The sequence below is a fragment of the Pseudomonas sp. yb_2 genome (assembly GCF_043103905.1).
GTDB classification, from domain to species: domain Bacteria; phylum Pseudomonadota; class Gammaproteobacteria; order Pseudomonadales; family Pseudomonadaceae; genus Aquipseudomonas; species Aquipseudomonas alloputida.
In genome coordinates, this window is sequence record NZ_JBICKH010000076.1 from 49288 (window position 1) to 65783 (window position 16496).

A 16496-nucleotide genomic window follows, 5' to 3' on the forward strand; every position below is an offset into this window, starting at 1 on the left:
GGAATTGGGGTCTGGGCTGGCAGATGCCTGCCTCTGCCTCACTCCCCTCGAACCCGCCAGAACCGCCGCTGCCCCCTAACCCCCTCGACTACCCCATGCCGCCCCAGCACCAACCGCAATGCCCCCTCCTCCGCCGTATCATGCATCACCACCCCATGCCGCCCATACCGCTCGACCACCTGCACGTGCGGGTGCCCGAAGCTGTTGTTGCGCCCCCGCGAAATCAATACCCCGCGCGGTGCGGTAGCCCGGACGAACGCCTCGGTGGACGAACTGCGGCTGCCATGATGCGGCGCCTGCAGCCAGTCGATACGCGGCACTTCAGTGTCCGCCAGCCAGGCCCTTTCGGCAGCAGCTTCCATATCCCCCGCCAGCAGCAAGCGCTCGCCCTGCGCTTCGACCAACAAGACACAGGAACGGTCATTACTGCTCTGCCCGTCCACCCAGCGCCACAGCGAAAAGCGCACGCCATCCCAATCCCATTGCTCGCCACTGGCACAAGGCTGCAACGGAACATCAACCAGCGCTTCCCCACCGATTATCCGCTTGATCGGCAAACCACGCGCAATGGCCACGGCCCCGCCCGCATGATCGGCATGTGCATGGCTGATCACCATCACGTCAAGGCCGCCCACCCCCAGCTTGCGCAAGGTTGGCAGCACCACTCGCTCCCCCAAGTCGCTTTCCCCCCTGGCCGGCCCGGCATCGTAGAGCAGGCTGTGATGCCGCGTACGCAAGAGCACCGCCAGCCCCTGGCCAACATCCAGCTGCCAGACCTCGACCTGGCCGAACGGCACCGGCTCCCGGGGCACCCACAGCGCCAGCAGCATTACCCCTCCCAACCCGCGCAGCGGCACACCACGGGGCAGCAAAACCAACAGCACACCCAGACATACCAGCAGCCAGGCCCACAACGGCAGGGCCGGCGGGACCCATGCCGGGCGCTGCTGCGCCACCAGCGCCAGCCCACGGAACAGCACATCCAGCAGGCCACCTGCCAGCCAGAGCAACGCCTCGCCAACACCCGCCAGCGGCAACATCAGCGTGCCCAGCAACGCCAACGGCAAGACCGCCAGGCTGACCCACGGCACCGCCACAAGGTTGGCCAGCGGCGCACTGAGGCTCACCGGCAAGCCGGTGGCCAGCAACACCGGCAGCAAGCCGACAGCGATCACCCATTGCGCTCGTGTCCAGGCCTGCCAGGGCCGCCAACCACCCAACCGGGCACTGAAGCAGTAGATGAGCGTGGCCACGGCGGCGAACGACAGCCAGAACCCAGGCAGCAACGCCGCCAGTGGCTCGAAGACAAGCACGGCGACCAGTGCAAGCAGCAACGGAAAAAACGCGCCAAGGTGGCGAAAGCGCAGACGCCAGAGCAACACCACGGCCAGCATCAGGCAGGCCCGCTGCACTGGCACCCCACCGCCAGCCAGCCACCCGTAGGCCAGCGCTGCGGCCATGGCCAGGCCGCAGGCCCAGGGTAACCACGGTAGCCTTGCCGGCCATAGCCCCCAACGCGCCAGCCCGGCGACCAGGCCATAGAGCAAACCGGCGACCAGGCCGATGTGCTGGCCGGAAATCACCAACAGGTGCACCGTGCCGGTGGCCTGCAACGTCTGCCAGTCCTCACGGGCCAGGCCCGCACCGTCGCCAAGCACCAGTGCCACCAGCGCTGCCTGCCGGCCATTGGCTTCGACCATCAGCAAGCGCTGACGCAGCGCATCGCGCCAACCACCGGCGACTGGCGCCAGCAACTGCCCCGCCTTGACCGTACCCGTAGCCCCCACCCGTCGCGCCAGCAACTGCGCTTCACGGTCGGGCCCATGCGGGTTCAGCAGCCCGTTCGGGCGCTGCAAGGTCACGGCCAGCCGCCACTGCTCGCCCGCCCGCAGCGGCGCGCCGTCGAACCAGCTCAGCTGCAGGCGCTGAGGCAGTTCGGCCCGCCGCGAGCGTGGCGCTTCCAGCTCGAAACGCACACCGTGTGCAGTGCGGGCCGGCAAACCCGCCACCCGCCCCTCCAGCCACAAGGTGCGCCCCTCCAGGCCGGCAGCCAGACGATCATCAAGGGCCTGCTGAGCAGACCCGCACGCCCAACACAAGCCCAGCAGAAACCAACCCAGCGGCCAGACCCGGGTAAACAGGCTGCCGACAGCGCAGGCTGCCAGGGTTATCAACCATCCGACCGATGGCAATGCGGGCAGAAAGCCCAGGCACAACAGCCCGAGCGCGAGCGCAAACATCCCTGTGCGCATGAGGTAGAGCTCCAGAAGGCGAATCACCTCCTGAGGCATAGCTCAATTGCCGGCAACGCTTGCTCAACAATTGTCACAAACTCTAAACGAGTCGGAGCAGGATTAAGGGCATACTGCCAGGGTCAACGCTCCGGGAGCCTACATGCCGCGCCGACTTTTCAAACGCTACATGCCGGACCCGACCAGCATTCGGGAACACAAGTCCTTACGCTTTTTCGGCAAGTTGCTGCACGATCCCAACCTCTGGCACCTGAACCGCCATTCGGTGGCCAGAGCCATGGGTGTGGGCCTGTTCGCGGCGCTTATTCCCATCCCGATGCAGATGCTGCTGGCGGCGGCCCTGGCGATCCCGGTGCGCGGCAACCTGCCGGTCGCCGTCAGCCTGGTGTGGCTGACCAACCCGCTGACCATGCCGCCGGTGTTCTTCGTCACCTACATGACCGGTGCCTGGCTGATGCAGGTACCGCCGCGCACCCTGCCCGACGAGCTGACCTTCCAGTGGATCACCGACCAGCTGTCGACGCTGTGGCAACCCTTCCTGCTCGGCTCGGTGGTGTGCGGCGTGGTGCTGGGCATCCTTGCCTACTTCACCACCATGTTCTACTGGCGCTGGTGGGTGGGCCGGCAGTGGCGTCGTCGCCAATGCCGGTGCAAGGCTTCAGGCCCGCATGCCGCGGCCGCTGACCAGCAAGCGAACGCAAACAACGTAGAGCACCGCAGTGGCCACCAGCATGAAGGTGATCGCCGTGCCAATGCTGATATCCGACACCCCTAGAATGCCGTAGCGGAACGAGTTGACCATGTGCAGCACCGGGTTGGCCAACGACACGGTCTGCCAGAACGGCGGCAGCAGGTTGATCGAGTAGAACACCCCGCCCAGGTAGGTCAGCGGCGTCAGCACGAAGGTCGGGATGATCGAGATATCGTCGAAGTTGCGCGCGAACACTGCGTTGACGAAGCCAAGCAGCGAAAAGATGGTGGCCGTCAGCAGCACCACCGCCACGGTCACGCCCAGGTGGTGCACCTGCAGGTCGGTGAAGAACATCGACAGGATGGTCACGATCACACCCACCGCCAAACCACGCAGCACCCCACCCAGCACATAGCCGACGAGAATGGTGTGCGGCGACACCGGCGACACCATCAGCTCTTCGATCGAGCGCTGGAACTTGCTGCCGAAAAAGCTCGACACCACGTTGCCGTAGGAGTTGGTGATCACCGACATCATGATCAGCCCCGGCACGATGTACTGCATGTAGGTGAAGCCACCCATGTCGCCGATCTGCCGGCCAATCAGGTTACCGAAGATGACGAAGTACAGGACCATGGTGATCGCTGGCGGCAGCAACGTCTGCGGCCAGATGCGCAGGAAGCGCCGCACTTCGCGGTAGACGATGGTGTTCAGGGCGACCCAGTTGGTGCGCAGTTCCACACTCATACGGCCACCTTCGACAGGTTTTTTTCCACCAGGGACACGAACAGCTCCTCGAGTCGGTTGGTCTTGTTGCGCAGGCTCTGCACTTCGATGTTCTGCAGCGCCAGCTGGCCGAACAGCGCGGTGATGCCGATGTCCTTCTCCACCTGCACTTCCAGGGTATGCGGGGTCAGCAGCCGGCACGGGTAGCCCTGCAGTACCGGCGCCGCGGCCAGGTCCTGCTTGAGGTCGAGCACGAAGGTTTCGACATGCAGCTTGCCCAGCAACTGGCGCATGCTGGTGTTCTCGACGATGGTGCCATGGTCGATGATGCCGATGTTACGGCACAGCTGCTCAGCCTCTTCCAGATAGTGGGTGGTGAGGATGATGGTGATGCCCTTCTGGTTCAGCTCGGTGAGGAAGCTCCACATCGAGCGGCGCAGCTCGATATCCACCCCGGCGGTGGGTTCGTCCAGGATCAGCAGGCGCGGTTCGTGGATCAATGCGCGGGCAATCATCAGGCGCCGCTTCATGCCGCCGGACAACGAACGCGACTGCACATCACGTTTGTCCCACAGGCCCAGCTGAGTCAGGTACTGCTCGGCGCGCTCCTTGGCCAGCTTGGGCGGGATGCCGTAGTACCCGGCCTGGGTCACGACGATGTCGAAGGTCTTTTCGAACTGGTTGAAGTTGAACTCTTGCGGCACCACGCCCAGGCAACGCTTGAGCGCGGAGGGCTCGCGGTCCAGGTCGTGACCGAACACGTTCACTGTGCCGCTGGTCTTGTTCACCAGGGTCGAGAGAATGCCGATGGTGGTGGATTTGCCGGCGCCGTTGGGGCCGAGCAAGGCGAAGAAGTCGCCTTCGGCAACATCGAGGTCGATGCCTTTGAGGGCCTGAAAGCCATTGCCGTAGGTCTTGGTCAGCTGTCGGATGGACAGGGCGGAACTCATAGCGGGTCACTTACCGAAGAAAAAGGTGCAGGACACGCCAGGTAAAGTCACTGGCGCAGTGAGTGCAGCCATGGTGCAAGGCCAGGCTGCACAAGTACAGTCACATCTATTGATAATGACTATCGAAGCGGGTTCAAGTGAGCGCGGTCATCACGGCGGCCTGGTAGGCCGGGCGTTGCTTCAGGCGTTCATACCAGGCTTGAAGGTGGTACATGTCCGGGCGCTCGATGGGCAGTTCGAACCAGGCATAGATGAAGCTACCCAGTGGGATGTCGCCCATGCCGATCTGGTCACCGGACAGGTACGGCTGATTGGCCAGGGTTTCGTCGGCAATGGCCAGTAATTGCGCGCACTGCTTGTGCGCGGCGTTGATCGCCACCCAGTCGCGCTGGTCTTCCGGCGTGCGCAGCAGGCCCCAGAACAGCGGGCGGAAGGGTGCGGCGAAGGACGATGTAGTCCAGTCCATCCATTTGTCGGCCAGGGCGCGCTGCCGTGGGTCTGCCAGATACCAGCCCTGCTCCGTGCCGTACTCCGCGCACAGGTAGCGAACGATGGTGTTGGATTCCCACAAAGTCAGGTCGCCGTCTTCGAGCATCGGCACCAGGCCGTTGGGGTTGCGGGCGCGGTAGTGCGGCTCGTTGACCACGCCGAAGGCGCCGCCGGCGTCGATGGACTCGAAGTCCAGGCCCAGCTCGTGGGCGATCCACAGCGCCTTGCGCACATTGCTCGAATTCTTGCGGCCCCAGATCTTCAGCATGGCAACATCCTTTTGAGTGCGGAGGTGGCACAGTCTACTCCAGACCTTCGCCGCCTGTACGGGCCTCTTCGCGGGCAAGCCCGCTCCCACAGGCTCACCACCGTCTTCACGTCACCGGTATTCCTGCGTGGTTTTTACCCACACATAGGCCGAGCCTGCCAGCCAACCCCCCGGTCATTCACCGTCGCGGCCGCCACCGCATTCATCAATCGGTGGCATCGCCACGTTCCGTTGTAGGAGGGGTTTACCCGCGAATAGGCCGGTACAGGCGAACAAATGAGCTGAAACTCCCACCGCCACGCCCTGTCACTGTTCTGAACATGCCGTTCACAGCATTGCGTCTAAGCTGTCTGGAATGGCTCAAGCCCTTGGTTCCAAGGAGGACCGATTATGTTGCTGTTGTGGTTGGTGGTGCTGGTGATCGGCGCGGCGTACCTCACGCACCGGCGCCTGGCGCCCTTGCAGATTCTCAGCATCGTGGCGGCCTATGTGCTGTTGATGGGCATTTTCAGCAGTGCCCCCGGCTGGCTGCTGGCGCTGATCTGGGTGGTGCTGGCCCTGAAGATCGCCCTGGTTGCGCTCCCGCAGTGGCGACGCAAAGTCTTTACCGCCCCGGTATTCCGCTGGTTCCAGCGCACCCTGCCACCCATGTCGCAGACCGAGCGCGAAGCCATCGACGCCGGTACCGTGTGGTGGGACGGCGAACTGTTCAGTGGCCGCCCCGACTGGCGCACCTTGCTGGCCTACCCGGCACCGAAACTGACCGAAGAAGAACAGGCCTTCATCGATGGCCCGACCGAAGCACTGTGCGCCATGGTCAGCGACTGGCAGATTGGCCAGGATCTGGACCTGCCGCCCGAAGCCTGGGCACATATCAAGCAACATGGCTTTTTCGCCCTGATCATCCCCAAGGAATACGGCGGCAAGGGCTTCTCCGCCTACGCCCACTCCCAGGTGGCGATGAAGCTGGCCACCCGGAGCGGCGACCTGGCCTCCACGGTGATGGTGCCCAACTCCCTGGGCCCTGCCGAACTGCTGCTGCACTACGGCACCGACGAACAACGCAACCGCTACCTGCCGCGCCTGGCCCGTGGCGAGGAAATCCCCTGTTTCGCCCTCACCGGGCCGCTGGCCGGTTCGGACGCTGGCGCCATGCCCGACACCGGCATCATCTGCAAAGGCCAGTGGCAAGGCGAAGAAGTGATCGGCCTGCGCCTGAACTGGGAAAAGCGCTACATCACCCTCGGCCCGGTCGCCACCCTGCTGGGCCTGGCCTTCAAAGCCTACGACCCCGACCATCTGTTGGGCGAACAGGAGGAGCTCGGCATCAGCCTGGCCCTGATCCCCACCGACACGCCCGGCGTCGAGATCGGCAAACGCCACCTGCCGCTGGGCGCCGCCTTCATGAACGGCCCCAACAGCGGCAAAGACGTGTTCGTACCGCTGGACTTCCTGATCGGTGGCCAGGCCATGCTCGGCAAGGGCTGGATGATGTTGATGAACTGCCTGTCGGTGGGCCGCTCCATCTCACTGCCGGCGGTCGGCACCGGTGCCGCCAAGTACACCAGCCTGGTGACCGGCCAGTACGCCAATATCCGCGAGCAGTTCAACGTGCCATTGGCGGCCTTCGAAGGCATCCAGGAATCGCTGGCACGCATTGGCGGCAACGCCTGGCTGATGGACAGTGCCCGCCTGCTGACCGCCAAGGCCGTGGACCTGGGCGAAAAGCCCTCGGTGCTGTCGGCGATCCTCAAGTACCACCTGACCGAGCGTGGCCGCGAATGCATCCAGCACGCCATGGACGTGCACGGTGGCAAGGGCATCATCATGGGCCCGAACAACTACCTGGGCCGCAACTGGCAAGGTGCGCCGATCTTCATCACGGTCGAAGGTGCCAACATCCTTTCGCGCAACCTGATGATCTTCGGCCAGGGCGCCATTCGCTGCCATCCGTTCGTGCTCAAGGAAATGGCATTGGCCGGGCGTGAAGACCACGATCAGGCACTCAAGGAATTCGATGACCTGCTGATGAAACACATCCTGTTCGCCGCCGGCAATGCGGCCAGTACCTTGGTCTACGGCCTGGGGCTGGGTCGCTTTGAGCGGGTGCCGGGCGATGCCCTGAGCCAAGGCTACTTCCGCGCCCTGAACCGCCAGGCGGCGGCGTTTGCCATGATGGCCGACCTTTCGATGATGCTGCTGGGTGGGGCGCTCAAGCGCCGCGAGCGCCTCAGCGCCCGGCTTGGCGATGTGCTGAGCTATCTGTACCTCGCCAGCGCTGCCCTGAAGCGCTATCACGACCAGGGCTCGCCCGAATACCTGCAGCCGCTGCTGCGCTGGGCCATGGAAGAAAGCCTGGGCCAGACGGAGCGTGCGCTGGACCGCCTGCTCGACAATTTCCCCAACCGCTTCGTCGGCTGCGCGCTGCGGGTACTGGTGTTCCCCTTCGGCCGCCGCCATAAGGGCCCCGGTGATGAACTGGATGCCGAGGTGGCCGAGCTGATCGGCCGGCGCAAGGGCGATCCGGCACTGGAGGAACTGCTGGCCGGCTGCTACCGCCCACAGGCAGAACACGACCCGGTCGCGGATCTGCAACGGGCCAGTGACCTGCTCGAAGACACGGCACAGTTGAGCAAGGCCCTGTACCAAGCCGTCAAGGAAGGCAAAGTCCAGCCAGCCCCCGACCAGTCCGGTATCGACGCCGCCGTCAAGGCAGGCGTGCTGCAACCCGACGATGGCCAGCGGCTGCACGAGGCCGAACAGGCTCGGCGCAAGGTGATCGATGTCGATGCCTTCGACAAGGCGCAGTTGCTCGCCGTACCGGGCAAGGTGCGCTGACCCTTCGCGAGAAACGGGGGGCGGCGTATACTCCGCCCCCCGTTTCAGCCATACCGAGGACCCATTCCATGGCCAACCCCTACCTGGAATATCACCTGCAACTGCTCCAGCACCTGCGCACCATTCTGGTGGCGCTGGGTGAAGCAGAGCAGGTGCCAGAAGAAAGCCACGCCCTGTTCCTCGAACGCTTCGACGAACTGCTGACGCTATTGCCGCAGGATCCGCTTGAGAGCCAGTACCTGGGCCAGGACCTGATGTGTCAGGTGATCCAGCGTTACCCGCAGATCGCTCATCTGGTGCCGCGTGACTTGCTGTGGTTCTTCGCTGGCGATTGCCTGCACTTCATGCCAGACGAGGAGCTGGCGCTTTATCAGCAGCTTGAAGAGCGTCGCCACGAGGCCGAGTTGAACGCAGAGCCATTCGACTGGAACCTGGAAAAGCAACTGCTGAGCCAGAGTGGCCCAAGCAGTACCCATTAACCTGATTTCAGGTGCCCTGGTAACGCCAGGGCACCTGTGGAAGCCTACACCTCAAGATCTTGTAACAAAGCGAAAGATCGCAAAGTTGTCCGGCTTATTCCTACAGCCCGATAAATCTCATGACAAATAGAATCAGCGCCGGGGCGAAAACGGGAAACGGGAAAGACCCAGCCCACCCCCGCACTGAAACTTGACCCATTTACCCAATCAGGTTATGTCATGAAGAATTCCTTAGTTCTATCCCTCGGCCTGCTTACTGGCCTGGCAAGCAATGCTGCATTCGCTTCCGGCTCGATATTCTTTGAAGGCCGCATCACGCCCGAAACGTGTCCTATCGAGATCGTCAATCCCGGTGACGGCAATGTCAGTGACCGCGTCGCCATGGGCGAAATTCCCATGGGGCGATTCCCCGCTGCCAACGTTGAAGTCCGTGGCGCATCTTTTAACATCCGCGTACCCGACAAAACAGTCTGCAGCATCAGCGAAGACAATGCCTTCGTGAAGTTTGACGGTGCCGCTGATGCCAGCGGCGACTATTTCAGCATTGGTAACAGTGCCGGCACGGCAGAAAACATCTCGATTGTGATCAGGGACAAGTCCAAGGCATCGATCAAACCCGGTGGAACCTCGGTTGATTACCCACTCAACGCGACAGGCCCAACCGACCTCCGGTTCGACGCCTACTACCGTTCCACTGCCAGCACCGTGACGCACGGCCTTGCATCCGCCCAGGTTCGTTACACCGTCGACTATCAATAATTACGCATAAATTCTGTGCAGTCCTTGCACGGTTAAACCATCCAGGCGTAGTTGTGCGTCTGGATGCAGCGAGTTACCCGATGACCAATCCGTCAACATTCACGATACCCGCCCGCGTCGTTGTTTGCGTCTGCCTGACCTTATTGATGCTTACCCTCTCGGTAAACAGTCATGCCGCCTTGACATTAAACAACACGCGCCTCGTTTTCAACGGCGACAAACGCAGTACATCCGTCGTTGTTCGAAACCCATCGAAAAGCATCTATGCCGTGCAGGCGTGGATAAATACGGACGCCGACGACAATACGACCAGCGTACCCTTTGCAACGTCCCCACCGCTGTTCAAGATCAACCCGAACAGTGAACAACTTCTAAAAATAATTGGACTGCCCAATACACTGCCACACGACCGCGAGTCGCTGTTCTTCTTCAACGTGCAGGAGATTCCGCAAGTCAGCAGCGACACTGGCAATCAACTCAACATCGCCTTGCGCACAACCGCGCACTGAACCTGCGCACACTGGGCGAAAGCACCGCCTTTACCCTGGAAAGCTGGCCGTTCCGGCATACGTCGCAATTCGTCAACGCCTGGATCGACGGGGTGGAAAGCGGCAACGTCACTCGGGAAATCAGGCTGCCGATTGCCACCGCGCTGCCTGTACCCAGCGGAACGGGCGTAATGGTGCTGGGTAGCGTCACGAAAACCGAGCTGTTGAGGCTGGCAATCAACTATCAGTTCCGGGTGTCGGTTGAAGTGTCGTTCGACGATAAGCTGAGCTGGTTGAAATTTCCCGATGCGGCAGCCCAACTGGAAGACAAGCCGTAGCCCGATGCAAAAAAAAACGCCACCCGAAAGAGTGGCGTTTTTTGCAGTGAAGCCAAATGTCGGGATGCCCATGGATCCCGATGGCTTTGACCGAAACGAAAAAAGACGCCGAAGCGTCTATTTTCGAGGATCTACAGACCTCCGTGGAAGGCCGTAAATCTTGATTTGGAGCGGGAAACGAGACTCGAACTCGCGACCCCGACCTTGGCAAGGTCGTGCTCTACCAACTGAGCTATTCCCGCAATTTGAAGCTTTACCACGTTCGGCGTGAAGCGCCTTGAAGACCTTCACCACCACTGCACCGCATAGACGCCACAGTATTTAAACTGGAGCGGGAAACGAGACTCGAACTCGCGACCCCGACCTTGGCAAGGTCGTGCTCTACCAACTGAGCTATTCCCGCATTTGGCGTCCCCTAGGGGACTCGAACCCCTGTTACCGCCGTGAAAGGGCGGTGTCCTAGGCCACTAGACGAAGGGGACACACAACACTTTTCAGTGCACCAGAACATGAACCTCACGATTCAGCCTGGGTTTTCTTTTCCTGCCCCGCCGCTAAGCAGTGCCGGAGAAACTGGAGCGGGAAACGAGACTCGAACTCGCGACCCCGACCTTGGCAAGGTCGTGCTCTACCAACTGAGCTATTCCCGCATTGGCGTCCCCTAGGGGACTCGAACCCCTGTTACCGCCGTGAAAGGGCGGTGTCCTAGGCCACTAGACGAAGGGGACACGCTGCTGGCATTACTGCCTGCTTTCACTCCCTGCCGCGTTTCGCTGTGTGCTTTACGCTGCAAGTGGCGCGCATTCTATGGATGGTTCGGGAAGGCGTCAACCCCTTTGTAGAAATTTATTTAAATCAATGACTTCCGGGTACACCTAGCGCTGTTTTGGTACGCCTGTTGGGGTCTGGCGTTGATTTTCTGGCGTTAACTCAGCATTAATGTGCCAGCATCCAGTCATGGCACAGTTTGCCGATAGAAAAAGAGAATGGCTGTCAGGGCTCTCGCGAGCAAGCTCGCTCCTACACTCAATCATGCAAACCTATTCATGAGGCTTTAACGGTGACACCACTTCTGATCACCCTGCTCATCGTGGCGGGCATCGCGTTGCTGATCGTGATCGGCTACCTCAACAATGTGGTCGAGAATGGCAAGCTTGAGCGCGCCCGGATGAAGATCGAGCTCGCCGACCGCCTGCGCCGCTGTGGCGAGATCACCGAAACGTTCCCCGGCCAGTTCATGACCCCGGCCCTCAAGTTGCTGCTGACCCGCCTGGAGCTGAACCTCAACCAGCGCCTGCTGGCGGTGGACAAGCACAATGCCGAATTCAAGGCGCGCATCGCCGAACTGGAAGGGCTGATTGCCCTGGGCGACAAGATCCCGGTCAACAACCCACCTAACCCGATCCACACCGAGATCAAGGCCAAGGACGTACGCTTCTTGCTGGAGGCGCTGCACAATCAGGTGACCCGTGCTGCCCATGAGGGCTTCTTGCCCGCCGTCGAGGCCAAGCATTGGGTCAAGGAAATCCGCCATGTCCTGGTGCTGCTGCATATAGAGTTCTTCAACAACCTCGGCCAACAGGCCCTGCAAAAAGGCCAGCCCGGCCAGGCGCGCCTGGCCTTCGAGCGCGGCGTGCAGTATTTGCGCAAGCAGCCGGAGCCGAAGGTGTATGAAGAGCAGCTGACGTATCTTGAGAAACTGTTGGCCCGGGCCAATGCCCAGGTACTGGACCGCATGGCACCGGCAGAAGACGAGCACAACGAATTGACCGATGGGCTCAAGACCGATGAGGAAGAGACCTGGAAGAAGAAGGTGATCTACGACTGATTGGTTAACCTGTACCGGCCTCTTCGCGGGTAAACCCGTTCCTACAAGCGAAGAGGCCGGCACAGGCAACATCGATCAGCAGTCAGTCAACGCCAGAAAGATCGCCGCCAAGCGCTCCAGCCCCACTTGGTCCGCCTCGCTGAACCGCCCGACCGTCGGGCTGTCCAGGTCCAGCACGCCAATCAACCTGCCGTCCTTCACCAACGGGATCACCAGCTCGCTGTTGGAGGCACTGTCACAGGCAATGTGGCCAGGGAATGCATGTACATCCTCGACCCGCTGGGTCTGCCGCGTTGTCGCCGCAGCACCGCACACACCTTTACCGAACGGAATACGCACACACGCCACCTGGCCCTGGAACGGGCCCAACACCAGCTCTTCGTTGCGGTTGAGGTAGAACCCCGCCCAGTTCAGGTCGTCCACCTGGTTATACAGAAACGCGGAAAACTGCGCGGCGTTGGCGATGAAGTCACGCTCGTCGGCGAACAGCGCCTGCACTTGCGCCGCCAGCAGGTTATAGCCGTCGAGGCCGGCGCCACTGGCATTGAGGTCGATCATTTACTTTTGCTCCAGCAATTGCAGCCCGACCCAGTAGCGGGCGAACTGATAGGCACAACGGCCATTACGGTTGCCGCGGCCGGTGGCCCAGCGCACGGCGAGGATGTCGAGTGCTTCGGTGCGTTGCCACACAAGGCCCGCAGGTTGCGCCAACTGGCCAATCCAGTGCTCGACAACGTTCAGGAAATGGTCCTGGGTGAACGGGTAGAACGACAGCCACAGGCCAAAACGGTCAGACAGGGCAATCTTGTCCTCCACCGCTTCGCTGGGGTGCAGCTCGCCGTCGACACGCTTCCAGTTCTCGTTGTCGCTTTCCTTCTCGGGAACCAGGTGGCGGCGGTTGGAGGTGGCGTACAGCAGCACATTGTCCGGGGCCTGCTCCAGCGAGCCGTCGAGCACGCTCTTGAGCACCCGGTAGTCGCCCTCCCCGGCTTCGAACGACAGGTCGTCGCAGAACAGGATGAAGCGTTGCGGCAGCTTTTGCAGCTGCTCGACCACCCGTGGCAGGTCGGCCAGGTGGTCACGTTCGATTTCGATCAAGCGCAGGCCGGCGCTGGCGTGCTCGGCCAGCAAGGCACGGACCAGCGACGACTTGCCAGTACCGCGCGAGCCCCACAGCAGCGCGTGGTTGGCCGGCAGGCCGTTGATGAACTGGTGGGTGTTGCGGCCCAGCTGGTCGCGCTGTTTGTCGACGCCGATCAGGTCGGTCAGGCGGATATCCAGGCTGACGTCCAGCGGCAGCAGGTAGCCGCTGCGGCCATCACGCTGCCAGCGCGCGGCCAGTGTGGTGCCCCAGTCGATGTGCGGGCGTTGTGCCGGCAACAGGGGTTCAAGGCGCGCCAGTACCGATTCGGCGCGGTCCAGAAAAGCGATCAAGCGAGCGTCCATGACGACTCCTAACAATCTCAGTTTTTTGGGGGCCGCTGCGCGCCCCCGCTTGGCGATCAACTGAAATGAACAGACAGATCCACCAGCAGCCGGGGCTATTCGGCTATGCTTGCGCAGCGCAAGGAACGGGAAACCGGCTCGGGACTCATGGATATCAAGTTCACCAATCGCCTGTCATACAAGCAAGCCCGGTTGACAGTCCTGGTCGGCTTCATCCTGGGAACATTGCTCAGTCTCATCCAGATCGGCATCGATTATGCCAGCGAAGACGCGTCCATCAACCGTGAAGTGAACGCGTTGCTGCAAATCAGCCACAACCCGGCCTCGCGCATCGCCTACAACATCGACTCGGAACTGGCGCTGGAGCTGACCCGCGGCCTGCTGCAGTCGCCGGCCGTCATCCGCGCACGGCTGATCGACAACAACGAAACGGTACTGGCCGATGTCGAGCGGCCAAAACTGCAGGACCGCTATCGGCCACTGAGCGACTTCCTGTTCGGCGAGCAACGCCAGTTCAAGGAGCGCCTGTACCTGACCCACATGCCAGAGCAATACCTGGGCACCCTGTACCTGGACATCGACACCTTCGCCTTCGGCAGCCGCTTTCTCGACCGTGCCGGCATCACCCTGCTCAATGGTTTTGCCCGCAGCCTGGTGCTCACCGGCCTTCTGCTGGCGCTGTTCTACATGATGCTGACCAAACCGCTGGTGACGGTGATCGGCGCACTCAGCGGCAGCGACCCGCGCAAACCCCGGCAAACGCGCCTGGAATGCCCACATGGACACGAGCATGACGAAATCGGCGTGCTGGTGAAGGTCGCCAACCAGCAGTTCGTCAGCATGGCCACCGAGATCGAACAGCGGCGCACCGCGGAAAACCGCCTGACCCAGTACCTGAACGAGCTGGAAGACATCGTGTCGGCGCGCACCAACGAGCTCAAGGCCAGCAACAGCAGCCTGAGCCTGTCCAACCAGGAGCTGGAACAAGCCCGCAGCCGAGCGCTGGACATGGCCCAGGCGCGCGCCGCCTTCCTGGCCAACATGAGCCACGAAATCCGCACCCCGCTCAACGGCATGCTCGGCATGATCGCCCTGGCGCTGGACAACCCGCTGCCCAGCGAGCAACGCCAGCAACTGGCTATCGCCCATGACTCGGGCAAGGTGCTGGTAGAGCTGCTGAACGATATTCTTGACTTGTCCAAGTTCGATGCCGGCCAGCTAGAGCTGGAACGCATTGCGTTCGACATGGGCTCGATGGTGGAAGACACCGCCAACCTGCTGTCGCAGAACACCGCGCAAAGTGTGGAGCTGACCTGCCTGATCGCCAGCGACTTCCCCAGCAGCGTGCTCGGCGACCCCACGCGTGTGCGGCAGATCGTCAGCAACCTGCTGTCCAACGCGCTGAAGTTCACCCGCTTCGGCCGCGTCGACGTGCGCTTGGCGGCCATTGTCGGTGGTGTGCGTCTGGAGGTACGGGATACCGGCATCGGCATCCCCGAAGACGCCCAGGCGCGCATCTTCCAGCCCTTCACCCAGGCCGGTGCCGGCATCACCCGCCAGTACGGTGGCACCGGCCTGGGCCTGGCTTTGACGCGTAACCTGTGCAAGGCCATGCAGGGCCACCTGCACATTCGCTCCGAGCCGGGCTTTGGCAGCTGTTTTACCGCCGAATTGCCGCTGACCGTGCACACCGAAGCCATCCCGCCAGCGCCCTTGCATGGCCGCGTGGCCGCACTGAGCGCAGCCGGCAGCGGGCTCAATGAACTGTTGCAGCACTTGCTGCCCGCCTGGGGCCTGACCTACCAGCGCCATGACAGTTGCGCCACGCTGGATGCCGCAGTGATCGACCTGTTGATCACCGACGACGTCGAGCACCTGTTCGAACTGCGCCCGGCATTGAAAACCCCGATTCTGCTGGTGACCGCCTACGGCAACTTCCTGCCCAACGAGCAGTCCCTGGCCTTGGCCCCGCTGCACCAGCTGGCCCGACCATTGGCACGCAACGCCCTGTACCAGACCCTGCGCCGCACCTTGCAAGGCCATGAGCCCGAACACCCGCTGGCCATCCCGGCCATTACCCAGGAGCAAGGCCGTGCGAGGATACTGCTGGTAGAGGACAACCCGGTGAACCAGCTGGTGGCCAAGGGCATGCTGGCCAAGCTCGGCTGCCAGGTGCAACTGGCCAGCCAGGGCGCGGAGGCCCTTGAGCTGCTGGCGCGCGAGGAATTCGACCTGGTGCTGATGGACTGCAACATGCCGGTGATGGACGGCTACGAGGCCAGCCGGCGTATCCGCCAAAGCGGCCGCTGGCCCGAGTTGCCCATCGTCGCCCTCACCGCCAACGCCATGCCCGAAGAACGCGAACGCTGCCGGGCGGCGGGCATGAACGACTACCTGGCCAAGCCATTCCGCCGCGAAGAGCTACTGGCCCTGGTCGACCATTGGGTGCCCTTCAGCGGCTGAGCAAACGCTCGATGTCCGCCTCCAGGGCCTGTGGCTTGGTGGTGGGGGCATAGCGCTTGACCTGGCCACTGGCCGGGTCGACCAGAAACTTGGTGAAGTTCCACTTGATCTTCTGGCTACCCAAAATACCCGGGGCGCGTTGCTTGAGTTCGACGAACAGAGGGTGAGCGCCCGGGCCGTTGACCTCGACCTTGCGAAACAGCGGAAAACTCACGCCGAAATTACGCTCGCAGAACTGCGCAATTTCCCGCGCATCGCCAGGTTCCTGCTTGCCGAACTGGTTGCACGGAAAGCCCAGTACCACCAGGCCACGGTCGCGATAGGCCCGCCACAGTTGCTCCAGGCCCTTGTACTGCGGGGTAAAACCGCACTGGCTGGCGGTATTGACCACCAACAGCACCTTGCCCGGGAAGTCGCCGAGCGTCTTGTGCTCGCCGCCCAGGGTCACGCAGGGGATGTTCAGCATCGTTGCAGCCATGGT

At 62.3% G+C, this 16496-nt stretch carries 13 protein-coding genes, 5 tRNA genes and 2 pseudogenes; 8 read left to right on the forward strand and 12 right to left on the reverse strand.

Annotated elements, in window-relative coordinates; all coding sequences use genetic code 11:
* Positions 1–38: 38 nt before the first annotated feature.
* The gene (locus ACF8FB_RS20285; RefSeq protein WP_392510330.1) at positions 39–2252 is read right to left on the reverse strand and encodes a DNA internalization-related competence protein ComEC/Rec2; all 2214 of its coding nucleotides are present in this window, start codon (positions 2250–2252) and stop codon (positions 39–41) included.
* 142 nt (positions 2253–2394) lie between these two features.
* On the opposite strand from ACF8FB_RS20285, the pseudogene ACF8FB_RS20290 reads away from it, so the two are divergent.
* Positions 2395–2901, forward strand: a pseudogene (locus ACF8FB_RS20290) (DUF2062 domain-containing protein); the annotation flags it as partial.
* Between the two features lie 9 nt (positions 2902–2910).
* On the opposite strand, the gene ACF8FB_RS20295 reads toward ACF8FB_RS20290, so the two are convergent.
* The 3 genes from ACF8FB_RS20295 to ACF8FB_RS20305 all read right to left on the reverse strand — a co-directional run bounded on the left by ACF8FB_RS20295 (position 2911) and on the right by ACF8FB_RS20305 (position 5376).
* On the reverse strand, positions 2911–3690 hold the full coding sequence (locus tag ACF8FB_RS20295) for an ABC transporter permease (RefSeq protein ID WP_010952923.1): 780 nt from the start codon (positions 3688–3690) through the stop codon (positions 2911–2913).
* On the reverse strand, positions 3687–4619 hold the full coding sequence (locus tag ACF8FB_RS20300; RefSeq protein ID WP_010952922.1) for an ABC transporter ATP-binding protein: 933 nt from the start codon (positions 4617–4619) through the stop codon (positions 3687–3689). Before ACF8FB_RS20300 ends, ACF8FB_RS20295 begins: the two co-directional genes overlap by 4 nt.
* A gap of 133 nt (positions 4620–4752) precedes the next feature.
* On the reverse strand, positions 4753–5376 hold the full coding sequence (locus ACF8FB_RS20305) for a glutathione S-transferase (protein WP_003247126.1): 624 nt from the start codon (positions 5374–5376) through the stop codon (positions 4753–4755).
* Positions 5377–5766: 390 nt separating this feature from the next.
* Here ACF8FB_RS20305 and ACF8FB_RS20310 point away from each other — a divergent pair, with 390 nt between their 5' ends.
* The 5 genes and pseudogenes from ACF8FB_RS20310 to ACF8FB_RS20330 all read left to right on the forward strand — a co-directional run bounded on the left by ACF8FB_RS20310 (position 5767) and on the right by ACF8FB_RS20330 (position 10278).
* On the forward strand, positions 5767–8214 hold the full coding sequence (locus ACF8FB_RS20310; RefSeq protein ID WP_392511760.1) for an acyl-CoA dehydrogenase: 2448 nt from the start codon (positions 5767–5769) through the stop codon (positions 8212–8214).
* A 68-nt stretch (positions 8215–8282) separates the two neighbouring features.
* Positions 8283–8693: a PA2817 family protein gene (locus ACF8FB_RS20315; RefSeq protein WP_010952919.1), complete on the forward strand. Its 411-nt coding sequence runs from the start codon at positions 8283–8285 to the stop codon at positions 8691–8693.
* Positions 8694–8912: 219 nt separating this feature from the next.
* Positions 8913–9452 (forward strand): fimbrial protein, encoded by a 540-nt coding sequence (locus ACF8FB_RS20320; protein WP_392511761.1) that lies wholly within the window; start codon positions 8913–8915, stop codon positions 9450–9452.
* 53 nt (positions 9453–9505) lie between these two features.
* Positions 9506–9949: pseudogene (locus ACF8FB_RS20325) on the forward strand (molecular chaperone); the annotation flags it as partial.
* A 104-nt stretch (positions 9950–10053) separates the two neighbouring features.
* On the forward strand, positions 10054–10278 hold the full coding sequence (locus tag ACF8FB_RS20330; protein ID WP_392511763.1) for a hypothetical protein: 225 nt from the start codon (positions 10054–10056) through the stop codon (positions 10276–10278).
* A gap of 166 nt (positions 10279–10444) precedes the next feature.
* On the opposite strand, the gene ACF8FB_RS20335 is transcribed toward ACF8FB_RS20330, so the two are convergent.
* From ACF8FB_RS20335 to ACF8FB_RS20355, 5 genes are all read right to left on the reverse strand, one after another.
* Positions 10445–10520 (reverse strand) — tRNA-Gly (locus ACF8FB_RS20335).
* A gap of 85 nt (positions 10521–10605) precedes the next feature.
* Positions 10606–10681 (reverse strand) — tRNA-Gly (locus ACF8FB_RS20340).
* A gap of 3 nt (positions 10682–10684) precedes the next feature.
* A tRNA-Glu gene (locus tag ACF8FB_RS20345) sits at positions 10685–10760 on the reverse strand.
* A gap of 92 nt (positions 10761–10852) precedes the next feature.
* Positions 10853–10928 (reverse strand) — tRNA-Gly (locus tag ACF8FB_RS20350).
* A 2-nt stretch (positions 10929–10930) separates the two neighbouring features.
* Positions 10931–11006 (reverse strand) — tRNA-Glu (locus ACF8FB_RS20355).
* 332 nt (positions 11007–11338) lie between these two features.
* Here ACF8FB_RS20355 and ACF8FB_RS20360 point away from each other — a divergent pair.
* Entirely contained in the window at positions 11339–12106 is a 768-nt protein-coding gene (locus tag ACF8FB_RS20360) for a hypothetical protein (protein WP_392511765.1), read from the forward strand.
* A gap of 75 nt (positions 12107–12181) precedes the next feature.
* On the opposite strand, the gene ACF8FB_RS20365 is transcribed toward ACF8FB_RS20360, so the two are convergent.
* Together ACF8FB_RS20365 and ACF8FB_RS20370 are read right to left on the reverse strand one after the other, a co-directional pair.
* Positions 12182–12664: a GAF domain-containing protein gene (locus tag ACF8FB_RS20365; RefSeq protein WP_392511767.1), complete on the reverse strand. Its 483-nt coding sequence runs from the start codon at positions 12662–12664 to the stop codon at positions 12182–12184.
* A complete protein-coding gene (locus ACF8FB_RS20370) occupies positions 12665–13552 on the reverse strand; it encodes an ATP-binding protein (RefSeq protein ID WP_003247104.1) in 888 nt (295 codons plus the stop codon).
* Between the two features lie 105 nt (positions 13553–13657).
* Here ACF8FB_RS20370 and ACF8FB_RS20375 point away from each other — a divergent pair, with 105 nt between their 5' ends.
* On the forward strand, positions 13658–16015 hold the full coding sequence (locus ACF8FB_RS20375) for an ATP-binding protein (RefSeq protein ID WP_392511769.1): 2358 nt from the start codon (positions 13658–13660) through the stop codon (positions 16013–16015).
* On the opposite strand, the gene ACF8FB_RS20380 is transcribed toward ACF8FB_RS20375, so the two are convergent.
* Positions 16005–16493, reverse strand: coding sequence for a glutathione peroxidase (locus ACF8FB_RS20380; protein ID WP_392511771.1), 489 nt, complete (start codon positions 16491–16493; stop codon positions 16005–16007). The genes ACF8FB_RS20375 and ACF8FB_RS20380 overlap by 11 nt on opposite strands.
* Between the last annotated feature and the right edge of the window lie 3 nt (positions 16494–16496).

Bases quoted from the DNA above. Each gene is read 5' to 3' on its own strand.
- ACF8FB_RS20285 (WP_392510330.1), bottom strand. From the start codon at position 2,252: ATGCGCACAGGGATGTTTGCGCTCGCGCTCGGGCTGTTGTGCCTGGGC.
- ACF8FB_RS20295 (WP_010952923.1), bottom strand. From the start codon at position 3,690: ATGAGTGTGGAACTGCGCACCAACTGGGTCGCCCTGAACACCATCGTC.
- ACF8FB_RS20300 (WP_010952922.1), bottom strand. From the start codon at position 4,619: ATGAGTTCCGCCCTGTCCATCCGACAGCTGACCAAGACCTACGGCAAT.
- ACF8FB_RS20305 (WP_003247126.1), bottom strand. From the start codon at position 5,376: ATGCTGAAGATCTGGGGCCGCAAGAATTCGAGCAATGTGCGCAAGGCG.
- ACF8FB_RS20310 (WP_392511760.1), top strand. From the start codon at position 5,767: ATGTTGCTGTTGTGGTTGGTGGTGCTGGTGATCGGCGCGGCGTACCTC.
- ACF8FB_RS20315 (WP_010952919.1), top strand. From the start codon at position 8,283: ATGGCCAACCCCTACCTGGAATATCACCTGCAACTGCTCCAGCACCTG.
- ACF8FB_RS20320 (WP_392511761.1), top strand. From the start codon at position 8,913: ATGAAGAATTCCTTAGTTCTATCCCTCGGCCTGCTTACTGGCCTGGCA.
- ACF8FB_RS20365 (WP_392511767.1), bottom strand. From the start codon at position 12,664: ATGATCGACCTCAATGCCAGTGGCGCCGGCCTCGACGGCTATAACCTG.
- ACF8FB_RS20370 (WP_003247104.1), bottom strand. From the start codon at position 13,552: ATGGACGCTCGCTTGATCGCTTTTCTGGACCGCGCCGAATCGGTACTG.
- ACF8FB_RS20375 (WP_392511769.1), top strand. From the start codon at position 13,658: ATGCTTGCGCAGCGCAAGGAACGGGAAACCGGCTCGGGACTCATGGAT.
- ACF8FB_RS20380 (WP_392511771.1), bottom strand. From the start codon at position 16,493: ATGGCTGCAACGATGCTGAACATCCCCTGCGTGACCCTGGGCGGCGAG.